12 protein-coding genes are annotated in these 16,728 nt (G+C 61.5%); 4 read left to right on the top strand and 8 right to left on the bottom strand.

Annotated elements, in window-relative coordinates; all coding sequences use genetic code 11:
* Positions 1–92 precede the first annotated feature (92 nt).
* From KTJ78_RS00615 to KTJ78_RS00605, 3 genes are all read left to right on the top strand, one after another.
* Positions 93–3,836 (top strand): multifunctional oxoglutarate decarboxylase/oxoglutarate dehydrogenase thiamine pyrophosphate-binding subunit/dihydrolipoyllysine-residue succinyltransferase subunit, encoded by a 3,744-nt coding sequence (locus tag KTJ78_RS00615; protein ID WP_369807931.1) that lies wholly within the window; start codon positions 93–95, stop codon positions 3,834–3,836.
* Positions 3,837–3,942: 106 nt separating this feature from the next.
* Positions 3,943–4,314 (top strand): META domain-containing protein, encoded by a 372-nt coding sequence (locus KTJ78_RS00610; protein WP_217131745.1) that lies wholly within the window; start codon positions 3,943–3,945, stop codon positions 4,312–4,314.
* A 149-nt stretch (positions 4,315–4,463) separates the two neighbouring features.
* Positions 4,464–5,216 carry a cutinase family protein gene (locus KTJ78_RS00605; protein ID WP_369807911.1) on the top strand — a complete coding sequence of 251 codons (753 nt, stop codon included), beginning with the start codon at positions 4,464–4,466 and terminating at the stop codon, positions 5,214–5,216.
* On the opposite strand, the gene KTJ78_RS00600 is transcribed toward KTJ78_RS00605, so the two are convergent.
* Positions 5,206–5,556 carry a hypothetical protein gene (locus KTJ78_RS00600; RefSeq protein WP_217131743.1) on the bottom strand — a complete coding sequence of 117 codons (351 nt, stop codon included), beginning with the start codon at positions 5,554–5,556 and terminating at the stop codon, positions 5,206–5,208. The genes KTJ78_RS00605 and KTJ78_RS00600 overlap by 11 nt on opposite strands.
* A 119-nt stretch (positions 5,557–5,675) precedes the next feature.
* On the opposite strand from KTJ78_RS00600, the gene KTJ78_RS00595 reads away from it, so the two are divergent.
* On the top strand, positions 5,676–7,196 hold the full coding sequence (locus KTJ78_RS00595; protein ID WP_217131742.1) for an aldehyde dehydrogenase (NADP(+)): 1,521 nt from the start codon (positions 5,676–5,678) through the stop codon (positions 7,194–7,196).
* A gap of 222 nt (positions 7,197–7,418) precedes the next feature.
* Here KTJ78_RS00595 and KTJ78_RS13835 read toward each other — a convergent pair whose 3' ends face one another.
* From KTJ78_RS13835 to KTJ78_RS00560, 7 genes are all read right to left on the bottom strand, one after another.
* Entirely contained in the window at positions 7,419–9,119 is a 1,701-nt protein-coding gene (locus tag KTJ78_RS13835) for an InlB B-repeat-containing protein (protein ID WP_217131740.1), read from the bottom strand.
* Between the two features lie 321 nt (positions 9,120–9,440).
* Positions 9,441–11,282: a glycosyltransferase gene (locus KTJ78_RS00585; protein WP_217131738.1), complete on the bottom strand. Its 1,842-nt coding sequence runs from the start codon at positions 11,280–11,282 to the stop codon at positions 9,441–9,443.
* A gap of 247 nt (positions 11,283–11,529) precedes the next feature.
* Positions 11,530–12,945, bottom strand: a complete 1,416-nt coding sequence (locus KTJ78_RS00580) for an APC family permease (RefSeq protein ID WP_217131737.1) — start codon at positions 12,943–12,945, stop codon at positions 11,530–11,532.
* Between the two features lie 239 nt (positions 12,946–13,184).
* A complete protein-coding gene (gene purH / locus KTJ78_RS00575) occupies positions 13,185–14,849 on the bottom strand; it encodes a bifunctional phosphoribosylaminoimidazolecarboxamide formyltransferase/IMP cyclohydrolase (protein WP_217131735.1) in 1,665 nt (554 codons plus the stop codon).
* 41 nt (positions 14,850–14,890) lie between these two features.
* Positions 14,891–15,472 (bottom strand): phosphoribosylglycinamide formyltransferase, encoded by a 582-nt coding sequence (gene purN, locus KTJ78_RS00570; RefSeq protein ID WP_217131733.1) that lies wholly within the window; start codon positions 15,470–15,472, stop codon positions 14,891–14,893.
* Between the two features lie 67 nt (positions 15,473–15,539).
* A complete protein-coding gene (locus KTJ78_RS00565) occupies positions 15,540–16,076 on the bottom strand; it encodes a nucleoside/nucleotide kinase family protein (protein ID WP_369807910.1) in 537 nt (178 codons plus the stop codon).
* Positions 16,073–16,726 (bottom strand): ABC transporter ATP-binding protein, encoded by a 654-nt coding sequence (locus tag KTJ78_RS00560; protein ID WP_217131731.1) that lies wholly within the window; start codon positions 16,724–16,726, stop codon positions 16,073–16,075. Before KTJ78_RS00560 ends, KTJ78_RS00565 begins: the two co-directional genes overlap by 4 nt.
* Between the last annotated feature and the right edge of the window lie 2 nt (positions 16,727–16,728).

Below are 16,728 nucleotides of genomic sequence, written 5' to 3'. Positions count from 1 at the left end.
CAAAACTGACGTAGGCTAGTAGGTGGCGATCCACAACTAGGTGGGCACCCCAACATCATCTAACGTGCAGTGTCTGCACAACAGAGAGGAACATCAGTTTGGCTGTGCAATCGGGAGGCACCGGAAACGGTGGCATCTCAGAAGATTTCGGCGCTAACGCTTGGCTCGTAGAAGAGTTGTACAAGCAATACGTTAAAGATAAGTCACAGGTAGATAAATCCTGGTGGCCCACCCTCGAAGAGTATGGCGCGAAAGTTGCAGCTGGCGGAGGCGGGGTTGCTCCCGCCGCCGAGGCTCCCGCTCCCGCCGCACCCGCACAGGCGGCACCCCAGGCTTCTACCCCGGCTGCTCCCGCTGCAGCTGCTTCTCCTCCAGCGGCTCCACAAACGGGAACGATCGAGGCGAGAACCACGGCACGTCAGCCGAAGGTCACCCCGATTCCCGCAGAGGCGAGGCGTTCAAAGCCCTCAGCTGCACCCGCAGAGCCAGACAATGACGAGCCCACCACCTCAGCGCTGAAGGGCGTGGCAAAGATCGTCGCACAGAACATGGACGAGAGCCTTAAGGTTCCCACCGCTACAAGTGTTCGAACGGTTCCCGCAAAGCTCATGATCGATAACCGTATCGTCATGAACAACCACATGCGCCGCACCCGCGGTGGCAAGGTATCGTTTACCCACCTCATCGGCTGGGCCATCGTACAGACACTCAAAGAGTTCCCCAGCCAGAACGTTGCTTACGGTGTCGTTGACGGCAAGCCCTCGCTTATTGTTCCAGCACATGTTGCCCTCGGCATCGCCATTGACCTGCCGAAGCCTGACGGCACCCGAACGCTCGTCGTTCCTTCAATCAAGCGTGCAGAGACCCTCGACTTCAACGAGTTCCTCGACGCCTACGAAGATCTCGTGACCCGTGCCCGCAAGGGCAAGCTCGGTGTTGACGATTACCAGGGCACGACTATCAGCTTGACGAACCCAGGCGGCATCGGCACCGTTCACTCGGTTCCCCGCCTCATGGAGGGCCAGGGCTGCATCATCGGCGCGGGAGCGCTCGAGTACCCCGCCGAGTTCCAGGGCTCGTCACCCGAGGTTCTGCAGAACCTCGGTATCGGCAAGACCATCACGCTGACGAGCACCTACGACCACCGCGTCATTCAGGGTGCCGGCTCAGGCGAGTTCTTGAAGATTGTGCACGAGCGCCTCACCGGCGGCCACAACTTCTACCAAGAAATCTTTGAGGCGCTGCGTATCCCGTACGCACCCATCACCTGGGCGACAGACATTCATATCGATCTGCACGGCGCGATCGACAAGTCGGCTCGTGTGCAAGACCTCATCAACGCGTTCCGCGTGCGCGGCCATCTCATGGCCGACACGAACCCCCTTGAATACGAGCAGCGTTCACACCCAGACCTCGAGATCGAGTCACACGGTCTCACGTTCTGGGACCTCGATCGCGAGTTCGTCACGGGCGGCATCGGTGGCAAAGACCGCATGCAATTGCGCGACCTGCTCGGAGTGCTCCGCGATTCGTACTGCCGCAAGATCGGCATCGAGTACATGCACATTCAGGACCCTGAGCAGCGTCTCTGGATTCGCGAGCAGGTCGAGGTTCCCTGGGTCAAGCCAGACCGCGACGAGCAGATGCGCATTCTCGAGAAGCTCAACCAGGCTGAGGCCTTCGAGACCTTCCTCCAGACCAAGTATGTTGGCCAGAAGCGCTTCAGCCTCGAGGGCAGCGAGTCGGTCATTCCCTTCCTCGATGCAATGCTCTCAGACGCTGCAGAAGACGGCGTCGACAGCGTCGACATCGGTATGGCCCACCGCGGCCGCCTCAACGTGCTCGCCAACATCGCTGGCAAGTCATACGGCCAGATCTTCGGCGAGTTCGAGGGCAACTTTGCGGTCGGCAAACGCTCGGGTGACGTCAAGTACCACCTCGGCACCGAGGGTACTTTCACCTCGCCGACCGGCAAGCAGGTACCGATCTACCTCGCCGCGAACCCTTCGCACCTTGAGACCGTCAATGGCGTGCTCGAGGGCATCGTTCGCGCGAAACAAGACCTGAAGCCCATCGGCTCGTTCACGACGCTCCCCATCCTGCTCCACGGCGATGCCGCAATGTCCGGCCAGGGTGTTGTCTACGAAACCCTGCAGATGTCGCAGCTGCGCGGCTACCGCACCGGCGGCACGATCCACGTGGTCATTAATAACCAGGTCGGTTTCACGACGCTTCCGCAGGACTCACGCTCGGGTACTTACTCGACCGACATTGGCAAGGTCATTCAGGCGCCAATCTTCCACGTGAATGGCGATGACCCCGAGTCAGTCGTGCGCGTGGCGAAGCTCGCATACGAGTTCCGCCAGAAGTTCCACGTTGACGTCATCATCGATCTCATCAGCTACCGTCTCCGCGGCCACAACGAGGGCGACGACCCCTCGATGACCCAGCCGCTCATGTACGACCTGATCGACGCGAAGCGTAGCTCGCGAAAGATTTACTCGTCGACGCTGGTTGCCCGTGGCGATATCACCGAAGAGGAATACCAGGGAGCGCAGGACGACTTCCAGAACCGCCTCGAGCAGGCGTTTATGGAGACGCACGCGGCCGAAACCGCTTCGATCCCCGTCATCGATGGCAACGCTCCCGTGACCTCGACCATTCCGGTGAGCCAGGTGCCGACAGCGGTCGACCGCAGCGTTGTCGAACTCGTCGGCGATGCACACGCCAATAAGCCAACCGGCTTTACCGTGCACACGAAGCTGCAGCAGCTGCTCAACAAGCGCGTCGAAATGAGCCGCTCGGGCAACATCGACTGGGGCTTCGGCGAGCTACTCGCGCTCGGTTCACTGCTCGTCGAGGGCACCGCGGTGCGCTTCGCCGGTCAGGATGCCCGTCGCGGTACCTTTGCGCAGCGTCACGCGGTGTTCCACGACCGTAAGAACGGTCAGGAATGGCTGCCCCTCATGAACCTCAGCGAGCAGCAGGCTCGCTTCTGGATCTATGACTCGCTGCTCTCAGAGTACGCAGCGCTTGCGTACGAGTACGGTTACTCGTTGCAGCGTGAAGACGCTCTCGTCGTGTGGGAGGCACAGTTTGGTGACTTCGCCAACGGCGCTCAGACGGTCATCGACGAGTTCATCTCGTCGGCCGAGCAGAAGTGGGGCCAGAGTTCGTCGGTCGTCATGCTGCTGCCTCACGGCTACGAGGGTCAGGGCCCTGACCACTCATCGGCCCGCATCGAACGCTACCTGCAGCTGTGCGCCGAAGACAACATGATTGTGGCACGCCCCTCGACACCGGCAAACTACTTCCACCTGTTGCGTCGCCAGGCCTACCAGCGCCCCCGCAAGCCGCTCATCGTCTTCACCCCGAAGTCAATGCTGCGACTGCGCAGTGCGACCTCGTCGGTTGAAGACTTCACACAGGGTACGTTCCAAGAGGTCATCGACGACGCGCAAATCACTGACAAGAGCCAGGTCGAGCGCGTCATCATGGTCTCAGGCAAGACGTACTACGACCTCCGGGCGGCGCTCGAGAAGCAGCCAGACCCCCGGGTCGCGCTTGTTCGCGTCGAGCAGTACTACCCGACCCCGGTCGATGCGATTCGCACGATCCTCTCAACCTACCCGCGCTCGGCAGAGTTCGTTTGGGTTCAGGACGAGCCAGAGAACCAGGGCGCATGGCCGTTTGTCTCGCTCGAGTTCGTGAAGTACCAGGGCACCCGAGGCGTTCGCCTCATTTCACGCCCTGCCTCGGCTGCCCCTTCAACGGGTCTCGCCAAGGTCCACGCGGTCGAGCAAGAAGACCTTATTCGCAGGGCACTTGATATCTAGTACCACGCGATAGGCAGGTGAGGGCCGGGGCATCTTTGCCCCGGCCCTCACCTTTTTATGAGTCGCTCCCGAGGGGCATTCAAGATAAGGGAGTATCGTAAAGATCATGAAGGTACAACGTATTCTCGCAGCAGGGGCCCTGTGTCTCGCCTCTTTTGCTCTCGTCTCGTGCGCAGGAAGCAAAGAGCAGTCGGTGGTCGGTAACTGGGGCACCCCAGATGATGCCACGGGCCCGGCGTTGGTTTTTGAAGACGACGGCTCAATGCACGGCACCGACGGCTGCAACAACCTCATGGGCAGCTACACCGAAGAAGGCGGCAAGATTGTGTTTGGCGGGCTAGCTTCAACGATGATGTTTTGTGAGGGCGTCGACGATTGGCTTTCCAAGGGTGAATCGGCAACGATCGACGGCGAGATTCTCACCGTCTTCAACGAGGCCGATAAAGAAATTGGCAAGCTCGCCCGCATCGTCAACTAATGCCGCAAGCGTCGACAGTATTCCCCCGAGCGGCTGATCATCCCCGGGGCCGTAGCTCCAAGCGACGACGTACTCGGGCCACCGCACTCAGCCTTGCCGGCGCTGTAGCCGTTCTTGTCGCTGGGTGCAGTACTCCCCCGACGCCAGAGGTGTCAGCAGAGCAACTCGCCGAGGTCGCCGAAGACCCGACACCTGCCGAAGCGGCAGAAGAACTCGATGTCGAGGTCGAGCCAGAGCCGGTCGTTGATCCGATTGGCTGTTCTGCTTCGCTCGTGCTGACCGTGCGTGGCACGGGAGAACCATCGTCACGCCAGCTTCTCTCGCCCGTCGCAAAGAAGATTGCCAGTGACCGTAAGGGCGAGGTTGAGCGCGTCGACCTCGATTACCCGGCAGACGGGAACATTAAAGAGAGCGCGACCGTCGGTGTACGCATGCTCGTCGATACACTCAACCAACAAGCTGACCTCTGCCCAGAGCAACAGACGGTGCTACTCGGCTATTCGCAGGGTGCGCTCGTGGTCGGAGAGGCTTTGCAGGAGCCCGAGGGGCGGCTCATCGGCGAGACCGTCGGCGTCGTTGACGAACGTGCGAGCGAGCGCATTAGCGCCATCGTTCTCTACGCTGATCCGCGCTTCGTGGGTAGCGATCCCTTCGGTGAGGGCGACTACTCACCCGAGGTGAGCGGTCTTCTCGCTCGCGCCGAAGGCTCGCTCGACGACTACGCCACGAGGGCAAAGAGCTTCTGCGTCGCCGATGACTTCATCTGTCAGTCGCAACGGAGCCTTAACGAAGAAGGCCACGTCGCCTACTACTCCAATGGGATGCAGCAAGACGGCGCGGCCTTCGTTCTATCGGTGTTACCGAAAGCTCCGAACGAGAGCAAGAACGGGTCTACCAGATAACGGCGAGTGCGACGTTCAGGGCGCTCAGGCCAGCAATGATGCCGAGAGTGCCGCCTGAGACGCGCTCCTTCTTGCGGTTCACCATGATGACCACGATGAGGAGCAGCAGCACCAGCGTCTTCGCGCCGATCTTTGCGTTGTTCGGCGCACCGCCGGTCGCATAGACCATACCGACGAGGGCGAGCCCCGTCACGAGCAAGCCGAGGGCACCGTGGAAGGCACCCTTCGTGATCTGTGCGGTGCCCTTTTTCAGGTTCGTGAGCTGCGCAAGCGTCGTTCCGAAGACCACTGCAAAACAGATGATATGCAGTACAACCAAAATATCCTTCAAGATGTCCATACCCCCATGGTATCGAAGCTCACCGAGCAGGTACCGCAAGGCCTCTCCAGCGGCGGTTTGCGAGCGTTCAAGCCACCGAAGTGGTTGAATAGAGATACCCGTTTTCGAAGGAGTTTCACATGGCCCAGTCGCCCCTGCCAACCGCACTCGAAGAGATCGTCGCTCGCGCTGCAGCGGCCGCGACTCCCTTCGCTCGCACGACGCCCGAAGCCAGGGCCAAGGCGCTTGTCAGGGTGGCCGATGCGCTCGAGGAAGCAAGCGCAGATCTCGTCCCCATCGCGATGCGCGAGACGGGACTCTCGGAGGCAAGGCTCAGTGGTGAAGTGACCCGCTCGGCGGTACAGATTCGCATGTTTGCCGACGCGGTCGTCGACGGCGCATACCTTGATGCTCGCGTCGATCCGCTCGATGAGCACTTCGCTCTCGGGGTGCGCCCGGACCTGCGCCGCACCCACATTCCACTCGGCCCCGTCGTGAACTTTGCAGCGTCAAACTTTCCCTTCGCCTTCTCGGTTCCCGGTGGCGACTCGGCGGCGATTCTCGCGGCCGGCTGCCCACTCATCGTGAAGGCACACCCGGGGCACCCAGAACTCTCTGATGCGACCGCAGCGGTCATGATCGAGGCGCTCGCTGCTGCCGGCATGCCCGAGCACGTCATGCAGGTGGTGCACGGTTTCGATGAGGGCATCGCTGTGCTCACCGATCCCCGTATTAAGGGTGGCGCCTTTACCGGCTCAATCGCTGGCGGCAGAGCCCTCGCTGATATCGCGCAGTCACGCCCCGCCCCCATTCCGTTCTACGGCGAGCTCGGCAGTGTCAACCCCGTATTTGTCACCCAGGCCGCGCTCAACGAACGCCGCGATGCCATCGCTGAGGGCTACGTCACGAGCGTGTCTGGCTCGGCCGGTCAGCTGTGCACCAAGCCAGGGTTCGTCTTTGTTCCCGAGTCTCACGGTCTCGACACCGCGCTCAATACCGCCGCGACGCCGGTCGCTGAACACCGGCTGCTCAACCCGCGCATCGCGCAGGGCTACGCCGAGCGTCGTGAGCTCATCATGAGCACTCCGGGCGTGCGCGCCGTGCACGAGGGCGGCATTCGCTTTGATGATGAGGGCCAGGGCTGGGCGACACCCACCATCGTCGCAATGTCACTTGATACGCTGCGCGAACACGCTGCAACTCTCACGCACGAGGTGTTTGGCCCTATGTCGCTACTCATCGAAGTAGCAGAGGGCACGGCCTATGCCCCACTTATGAGCGAACTCTTCGAGGGCAATCTCACCGGAACCGTGCATCTTTCGGTCGATGAGAAAGCAGGGTCAACGGCCAACCGCGATGCTCTAGCCGAGCTCGTCGAAGCGATCACGCTGCAGGCGGGCCGAGTGCTCTTTGACGGCTGGCCAACCGGCGTCGCTGTTTCACCGGCGCAAACGCACGGCGGCCCCTGGCCCGCGACAACGCTCGACACGAGCACGTCGGTAGGCACTGCCGCAATCAGCCGCTTTCAACGCCCGGTGACCTACCAGAATGCGGCGGCGGCCTTCCTGCCAGCAGAGCTGCGCGATGATAACCCCCGCGGTGTCGCTCAGCGCATCTCGCCGGCAGGCAAATCGCAGAACTGGGGATCGCGCTGGCGCTAGGGCCCCTAGAGGCTCTAGCGCTCGATTCAACACGAGCGACGTCGCCAAGGCCCCAACATAGGATGCCGGTATCTCGTTGGGCAACGTGACAGCATGAAGCCCCGGTTCACAATTGTGGCCCGGGGCTTCATGCTGGTTGGTCACAGGGCCAGTACTGAGGTCATCTCGTAGAGGGCCTGCCAAGCTCGGCTTATCAGCCGCAGAGCGTTGCTACTGTCGCGCTCAGGCCCGCTTGCGGGTCAGCAACACGACTCCCGTAGCAGCAGCGAGCAGGCCACCAGCCAGGGGCAGCCACGGTAATTGACCGCCGGTTACCACAAGCTCGTGAGGAGTTTCGGTCTCTGCATCGTCAGTGTCTTCAGGATTCGGGGCGACGTCGTCTGCGTTCCACACTGCGTACAGTTCGAGATCTGCAAGCACGGGAGTAGAGAAGTCGTATGAGTTCTCCTCCCCCTTCACGGTACTCCACCCAGCGAAGGTGAATCCAGCCCGGGTCGGCTCAGCGGGAGCTGCGACAGGTTCCCCCTCGCGAACCATGATCGGCTCAACCGGAGTGCCGCCAGTTGAGTCAAAGGTGACCGTAAATGTTTTCTTCGCGGCGAGCACGTTGAGATCGTAGACATGTGAGAGCGTGTTGCCGTGACGGTCAGTGGCAACGACCTCCAACTCGAAAGCTCCCTCAGTTTGCGGGGTGCCAGAAAGCACGCCAGCGGCATCGAAGGTCATTCCTGGGATCAGATCAGAAACCAGTGCGTAGGAGTTCGGCTCTGCACTCGCACCCATCGGTGCGCCGATAAACCCGTCAGTAGTCTGAAACGTAAATTCGTATGGTTCGTCCACGTATGCATCTGCCGGGTCACCATTCGTAAAGACGGCCCGCTCTACACGGTGCGAGACCGTTGCCGAGAACAGCGCCGAAGTCGGCCCAACACGCTTGGAGACTTTCGCTTCTAGGGTTTGCGTTGAATCGTCTATGTCTTGCCAAATACCGCCTTCGCCGTCTGCGGTGGGCGTTGCGCCTCCAACAACAACCTGTTTCTCGCCGTATGGCATCCCGAACATCGAGGTGATATTAGATTTCGTGAACGTCGTCGCTCCCTCCGGCACCAGAACCGGCTCACCAACGATCGTCTGTTCCGCGAAGCCCACCTGAGCGATCCGAGGCCATGTCTCGAGAACCGTAATATCTGAGACGTGGCTGGAATTTACGTTACAAATCCTGAGTCGCTCGAGTCCTGCAAGCGGAGAAATGTCGGCGATCTGAGTGCTCGGGGCACTGATGGTATCAAGTCGCTTCAAATTCGCCAGGGGCGTCACATCAGACACCTCAGTATTCTGGAAGTAAATCGTGTGAATCGTGGTGAGGTTGGTGAGGGGCTCGAGGGAATCGATATCAGTGTAAGCCACCTGCAACCACTGCAGCTTCTTGTTGTTCCGAAGAGGTTCTAACGAACTCACCTGGGTAAAGTTCAGTTGGAGCAGGTCGATCTGAGGCAGCGTCGCAAGCGGCGTGATATCTGAGATCGGGTTGCTACTTGCGGTGAGTTGCCGAAGCAGAGGAAGTTGACTCAAGGGAGCGAGTGAGCTGACATTATTGTTGTCAATACTCAGCAGGGCCAAGTTTTCGGCATGCTCAAGTCCCGTGAGGTCTGAGATCCCAGACTTCTTACTGTCGAGCGAGCGAAGACGCCTGATATCTCGGTAGGTGATCCCGCTCGCGTTCGCACCAGTGACCTCCGCCGCAACAGCCTTGCGCAGCGCCGCGTCAGGCATATTGACCACTTCAGAGTCATCTGGCCGTTCTACACGCGCCTCGGGGAGCGGCGGCAGGGCCTCGGCCTGCAACTGGCCATTCAGCCCGGTATCGGCATCAAGTCCTATGTTCTCCACGCTCAGCATGGGAGCAGCGGAAGCGGCAGACACGCCAAGTCCTGCCATCCCACTCAGCGCAATAGTAACCGCCGCGGCCGCTGCGACCGCACGTCCACCCCGGAATCGCTGCCATTTCGAAAGCTGCCTATCTAACACTCCGCGCATTCTCCCTTTCATCGAAAACCTGCTGACGCAAAAGCGCCATTTCAAGGGTGCAACATCGCAGATCATGCGTGAGTAGGGATGTCGATGATTACGTGTTCTTCGCGGCCATTTACGTATGTGCTGTTGAAGGTCAGGTGAGATACGTACGCGCGCGTCGCGCACATCGCTTCACCTTAACCGAGCTACCCGGCGGCTGCTGTTTATAATCTAGACGCGCCTCACGCCTGCAGTGAGCGTTCGTTTGAGAGCCTTCACCCAGCGGCGCACGCCACGCACCCCCGTCTCGGTCGCGCCGCAACTAGCAAGGTCGACTCCCTCGTGCACGATCTCACGACGAGCGGCACGGCCCTCGCCAAACACTTCAACAATGCTCGCTTCGTGAGCGGTGAGCCCGCCCGCAAACCCCCTTACAGGGAGCGTTGCCCTTGCTGAAATGCGGTTGCCCGGTAAGCGTCGCACCTCGGCAGGCATACGCCACTCGAGAGCTGGCTTCGCTGCGGTCACTCCCAGACACACACCCGGCAGTGCTCTCCGTTTGGGCCACCAGTACTCGGCCCGAATATCGAGGCTCGAGTCGCTGCGCTTGAGCCTCAACGACGCAGGCATCGGGGCCGGCTTCGACGCGCTCTTCGGGACTTCCAGCGGGAGCTCGCTCGCGAGATCCGCGACGAGATGCGCCCAACGCTCTGAAAGTTGCACGGGCCGGTACGCCATTGACGCACGCACCACCGCTTCTCTGGCAGCCTCGCGCTCAGGTTCTGATGCAGAGGCAAAACTCGCGATGCGATGCGCCAGCGCATCAATGTCTCCGTCAGCAATGAGGTTCTCGGGCAAGCACTCGAGCAGATCAGCGGGGCCGTATGGAACCTCGTAAGCGAAAGGCACGCAACCGGCAGACATTGCCTCAGCGACAGCCATTCCGAAGCCCTCGTGCGTGCTCGTGAGCCCCGTCCACGACGCCTCGGCAAACCCGCTTTTGCCCCCTGCGAGGTGACCGCGCAAGCGCACCGCCTCATCGAGCCCTGCGGCTTTGATGCACTCACGCAACGAGGCCTCGGCGTCGCCCGAACCAAAAATATCGAGCGTAATCTCGGCTTCGGGAGCGATGTCTCGGGCACGAGCCACCGCGTGAATGAGGTGGTCGAGGCGCTTTCGCCCGCCAAGTGACGCGAGCACTACCCCGTGCCCTGGGCGTCTCTCGGCGTGCGCCTCAGCCGCAGCGCCAATCGCCGGCGGAATCACCGTAATCGTCGGGCTCGGGCTCACGAGCGCCGCAATATCATCACGTTGCTGCTCGGTCGAGCACACCACCCGGTCGAATCGAAAGAGCTCGCGCATCATGGGCGCACGACTGGGGTTCAACGCGGCGAGCGGTGGGCGTTTGCCAGGAGCCAGGTGTAGGTTGTGCACGACGTGCACGGTTGCAACATTCGACCTGCGATAGCGCTGCCCGAACTGAGCAGTCACCTTGCTGTCAAAAAAGAGCACGGCTGGTTCATCGCCAAGATATTCGTCGAGTGCGGCGGCATAGAGCGGCCAAATACTCTTCCAGCTTTTCACCGGCTTCCCGTTATCCCCGCACAGCGTTACTCTGCGGCCGCCCGGGGTTCCAGGGCTGCGGGTATCGTGCCGGTCGATCACGGCGACCGTCCCATCGGCCCTCATGTGATCCCGCTGGAGCACCGTCGAACTCTCGGGAACGTAGCGCGTTCGCACCCGCACTGATCCGCCAATATGCCACTCTTCGACACCGGTCGCCCCAGCGGGCAAAGGCTCGTCGAAAGAGACAGGCGTCGCGCCCTTCCACGGGGTGTCGGCAACGATATCCCAGAGGTGCACGATGCGGCTTCCCGCAGGAAACGCTTCGTGGGCCGCAAGCCGTGCGAGGTCGGCCGCTGCGTCTCGCAACGGCGCGCACACGATGAATTCGCAGTCGAAGCCCTGCTCGGCGAGCAACGATGAACGAGTGAGCGCCGCAGAGGTCATGCCACCGATATTTTCTGGAATGTGCCAGAGCACGGTGACGACGCGGGGCCGCGGTGTGGGCATCGGTCGATCCTTTCGGCTTGGGCGAAATCAGCTGCGCACCTGGCGCCGCGGGCCACGCCCCTGCGCGGCGTTTGCCACACTACTCCCCATTTCGGGCACCGCGCTGGTAGTTTGCTGTTGTCTGAAAGGCTCGACATGAAGTGCTGTAAAGGCGCTGAGAATTGCTGCGGATCACCCCACTCACGTGAACGACAAAGCCCCGGCTTGAACGTTCAAGCCGGGGCCAGGTACTGCGAGAGGGTCGCGCTTATTCGGTGTCGATAGGAACCTTGTTGTAGCCCGTCACTGGCTGAATCTCATCGAATCCAGCAACCTTGCGCTTGAAGAAGCGGGTGATGTACAGGAGGTAGATGAAGCCGAGAACCGTCCAAATGACGCCGCCGATGAGTGCATCAAGGTGCAGGTGCGCCCAGAGCACGCCCGTGAGTACCATGCCAATACCAGGCATGACGATGTACTTGAAGATGTCTTTCGGGGTCTTGCGTCGGCCCTGCCGCACCGCAAACCACGCGATGACCGAGAGGTTTACCGCGGTGAAAGCGATGAGCGCTCCGTAGTTAATGAAGGCAGCGATCATCTCGAGGGTGAAGGCAATGGCCAGCATGCTGATGAGGCCCGTGAGCACGATGTTGAAGGTCGGGGTGTGGGTCTTGGGGTTGATGTACCCAAAAACTTTCTTCGGCAGCACGTTGTTGCGGCCCATGACGAGCAGCATGCGCGATACCGAAGCGTGCGATGCCAGGCCCGAGGCGAGGGTCGCAGCAAAGCCGGCGGCGGTGAGCACGGCCTGCAGCACATTGCCGCCCACTTCCTGGCCGATGAGCGGCAGGGTGCTGTCTTCGACGTACTGCATGTCGCCGCCGGGAGCGAACACGTTCCAGTCGGGAAAGCGCAGCTGCGAGAAGTAGCCGGCGATGAGGAAGATCGCACCGCCGATGACGACCGTCAGCAGAATGGCTCGCGGCATAATCTTCGGGGTTTTTGCCTCTTCGGCGTACATCGTCACAGCGTCAAAGCCAATGAACGAGAAGCACACGACCGTCGATCCCATGAGCACTGCGCTCATGGTGACGCCGTCGTGGAAGAAGGGCTGAGCCGACGCGAGCGTGCCGATGCCCTCACCACCGCGCAGCTGCACGATGACCATGAAGACGAAGACGATCATGACGATGATCGAGAACACGAGCAGAATCATGTTCACGTTCGAGGTTCCCTGCATGGTCAGGTAGATGATCGTGGTGACGAACAAACAGTACAGCACCACCCAGATCCACCCCGGAACCGCTGGGAAGATGGCCTCGAGATAGCTGCGAATGATAAGGCAGTTGACCATGGGCAGCAGCATGTAGTCGATCAGCGACGTCCAGCCCACCATGAACCCGACGTTCGGGTGCATCGATTCGCGCACGTAAGTGTATGCCGAGCCGGCGCTGGGAATCGCGCCCGACATTTTGCCGTAGCTCACGGCGGTGAAGATCATGACGATCAGGGCGACCAGGTATGCGAGAGGAACAACGTTGTTCGTGTCGCGGGCGACCATGCCGAAGGTATCGAAAACAACCGTTGGGGTCATGTACCCGAGGCCAAGCCCCACGATAGCCCACAGGCCAAGACTACGTTTGAGAGTGGCGCCTTTGGCAAGCCCTGGCCCAGATTTCAGCATTGATGGTCCTTACGCTTGAGGTATCGCGACCGGGCTTGTTCATCGCCCCTTCGCGCTGTGTAGCCGGCGGGTTCTGAGGCCCGCACAGTTTTCTATCTTCTACCTCCGACGCAAGAAGCGCAAGCAAACACGCTCACTTCACCCGGGCGCCTCACCGAAGGACACCGTGCTGGCGCCCCGTGACAGTACAAAGCGGCTGGCAACAGCGCTTTCGCGTTGCCAGCCGCTTTGGTGGGTTCCTAGTGGAAGAAGTGGCGCTCACCCGTGAAGTACATGGTCACGCCCGCCTCCTTCGCAGCAGCGATGACCTCTTCGTCACGCACCGAACCGCCAGGCTGCACGACCGCGCGCACACCGGCATCGAGCAGCACCTGCAGGCCGTCGGCGAACGGGAAGAACGCGTCAGAAGCGGCGACCGCGCCACGAGCGCGCTCTTCGCCGGCGCGCTCGACCGCGAGGCGGCACGAGTCAACTCGGTTGACCTGCCCCATGCCAACGCCAACCGAAGCGCCGTCTTTCGTGAGGATGATGCCGTTTGACTTCACCGCACGCGAAGCGCGCCATGCGAACTCGAGCTCGAGAAGCGTCGCCTGGTCGGCCGGTTCGCCCGCGGCGAGCTGCCACTCGGCAGCGGGAGCGAAGTGACGGTCTGCTTCCTGCAGTAAGAAGCCGCCAGAAACCTGACGAATCTCGACGGGGTTTTGTGCGAAGTTCTCTGGCAGCACAAGCAGGCGCAGATTCTTCTTCTGCTGCAAGATCGCGAGTGCCTCGGGCTCAAAGCCAGGGGCCACGATGACCTCGGTGAAGATCGCCGAGACGGTTTCTGCCATGTCTTTCGTCACGACGCGGTTTGCCGCAATGACCCCACCGAACGCCGAAACCGGGTCGCACTCGTGCGCGAGTCGGTGCGCATCGGCGATTGGCGAAGTGCTCGATTCAGGAGCGACGGCAACGCCGCAGGGGTTCGCGTGCTTGATGATCGCGACGGCGGGGCGCTCGTGGTCGAACGCCGCGCGCAGCGCCGCATCGGCGTCAACGTAGTTGTTGTACGACATCTCTTTGCCGCTCAACTGGGTTGCCTGGGCGATGCCCGAGCCCTCAGTCTCGGTGAAGAGCGCTCCGCGCTGGTGGCTGTTCTCGCCGTAACGCAGCACCGAGTCACGCAGCCCGAAGATCTCGTAGCCAACAAAGGCGTCGGGATCTTCAAAAATGCGATCAATCGAGTCGCCCTCGTCTGCGGCAAGCTCGCTCGCATCGGCAGGAGCCCAGCCGAGCTCCTCCTGCTCGAGGAACCAGTTTGCGACCGATGCGTCGTACTGCGCCGTGTGCACAAAAGCCTCGGTTGCGAGCGAACGGCGCAGCTCAAGGCCCGTGCCGCCAGCGGCGACCGCTTCGAGTACCTGCGGGTATCGAGAGGGAGAAACGACAATTGCGGTGTTCGCGTGGTTCTTCGCGGTAGCGCGAACCATCGCAGGCCCCCCGATATCGACGTTTTCGATGATGTCGGCGGCAGGCTTGCCTGCGGCAACGGTCTCGTCGAAGGGGTACAGGTTTACGATCACGAGTTCAAAGGGCTCAATATCAAGTGCCTTGAGCTGCTCGCGGTGATCGGCAAGGCGAAGATCAGCGAGCAAACCCGCATGCACCGCAGGATGCAGCGTCTTCACGCGCCCGTCGAGGGCCTCCTGGAAACCGGTCACGTCGGCGACATCGGTCACGGCAACGCCGAGATCACGAATGAGCTGCGCCGTCGATCCGGTTGAAACAATCTCGACGCCGGCTGCACCGAGCCCACGTGCAAGCTCCTCGAGCCCGCTCTTGTCACTCACCGAGATGAGCGCGCGCCGCACCGCAATGGTGTCGCGATGCTCGTAGAGCGACGCGTCTTTACTCTGAACTGCCATGGTGTTTCTCCTCACACATTCAGGCGTTGGTCATTCCTCGTTCACTCGCCAAGCGTCACAGCGCCGCTTGCGATGTCACGAACGGTTTGCAGCAGGAGCGGTCGCTCCACCTCTTTGATCCGTTCGTGAAGTTCTTCTTCGGTCTCGTTCGGGAATACCTGAACAGACCGCTGGTTAATGACGGGCCCGGTGTCGACACCTGCGTCGATCACGTGCACCGTCACCCCAGTCTCGGTTGCCCCCGCTGCGAGCGCATCTCGCACGGCGTGGGCACCCGGGTAAAGCGGCAAGAGGGCCGGGTGGGTATTGATGAGGTTTGGGCTAAGCGCAGAGACGACACGCTCGGGCAAAATACGCATAAGGCCGGCGCTCACCACAAGATCGGGAGAGAAGCGTTCGATCTCGGTGAGGAAGGCCTCACCCCAGGCTTGCCTTCCATCATAATCTTTAGGCCTCGTCACGAAGGTTTTGATACCGCGCGATGTCGCGTGGGCGAGACCTGCCGCGTCGCCATCGGCTCCCACGGCGACCACCTCAAAGGGTTCACCACCGGCATCGGCCGCTTCGAGCAGAGCCTTGAGGTTCGATCCACCACCAGAGATGAGTACCACGATCTTAAGCACCCGCCTATTCTAGTCGAAGCTATGCTGCGAGGGTTGCCGTTATGCACAGCCTGGGCCATAACGTTTATCACGTGGGTGCGGTCGAAAACCGGTAACCGGCAATCTTCTCTGGCGCCTCACGCATCATATGCGCGGCCTCCTGTTGCGCCCAATCTTCCCAGTACGGCGCAAACACCTGGCCATCACGGGCAATGGCTCGACTCTTGCGCACGGCGAGTGGGCACTCGAGCCAGACGCTCAACACCTGGCCGCCGAACACCGCCGCGGCGTCGAGGGTCGTACGGGTCAGCGATCCGCACCCCTCGATAATGAGCGGAGTATCGCGGTCGAGCTCGCGTGTCTCAGCGAGCGCCCCGAGGTGCCAGTCGTACCGGCGGTAGCGACCGGTTTCAAGCGCTCGAACGAGCGTATCGGGAGCAGCGAGAAAGCCATGCCACCCCTCGTACAGGTCGTCCATATGCAGTATCGCAGCACCCATGAGCGGGGCGAGCGACGCGGCGAGCGAGGTCTTGCCCGACCCCGATCGGCCGTCGATGATGACGACTCCGGCGCGTGGCTTGCCAAGGGTTTGCCACGCCTGTTCGGCGTGCAGCAGAGGGTTCACGCGACCAGCTCTCCCCCGGCCATGCGCAACACCCGGTCGGCGATGCGGGTGGCTTCAGCCTCGTCGTGGGTCACGAGAATGGCCGTGGTTCGGGTTTGCCTCAGTACCGTGGCGAGATCGCCCGCAAGCTGCTCACGCAGTTCACGGTCGAGCGCCGAGAGGGGTTCGTCAAGCATGAGCAATTTGGGCGATGGCGCGAGCGACCTCGCGAGCGCGACGCGCTGCTGCTGCCCACCGGAGAGCTCGGTGACAGGCCGCTCGGCGGCGTCGGCGAGGCCCACGAGGCCGAGCATCTCAGCAACGCGCGCGGCACGATGCTCTCGCCCCATGCCTTTGACCCGCAGCCCGTAGGCGACGTTCTCGGCGACGCTCAGGTGAGAGAAGAGTTGACCGTCTTGAAACATGAGCCCAAAGCCGCGTCGGTGTGGTGCGACCCGTGCAAGGTCTTCGCCACCCCACAGTATTTTGCCCCCTGCGAGCGGCTCGAGCCCAGCGATCGCACGCAGCAGTGTCGACTTGCCGCAGCCCGATGGCCCGAGAATCGCCACGACCTCGCCCTCGGCAAGGCTGAGGCTCAGATCGTGCACGACCACTTCTGCGTCAAACGTTACGGTTGCCCCCATCACTTCGAGGCCGGTTTTGGCTGTCATTG

This window comes from Leucobacter chinensis (genome assembly GCF_019049105.1).
Classification (GTDB): Bacteria; Actinomycetota; Actinomycetes; order Actinomycetales; family Microbacteriaceae; genus Leucobacter_A; species Leucobacter_A chinensis.
The sequence above is the reverse complement of the archived record's forward strand: the minus strand, read 5'-3'. Positions and strand labels throughout refer to the sequence as shown.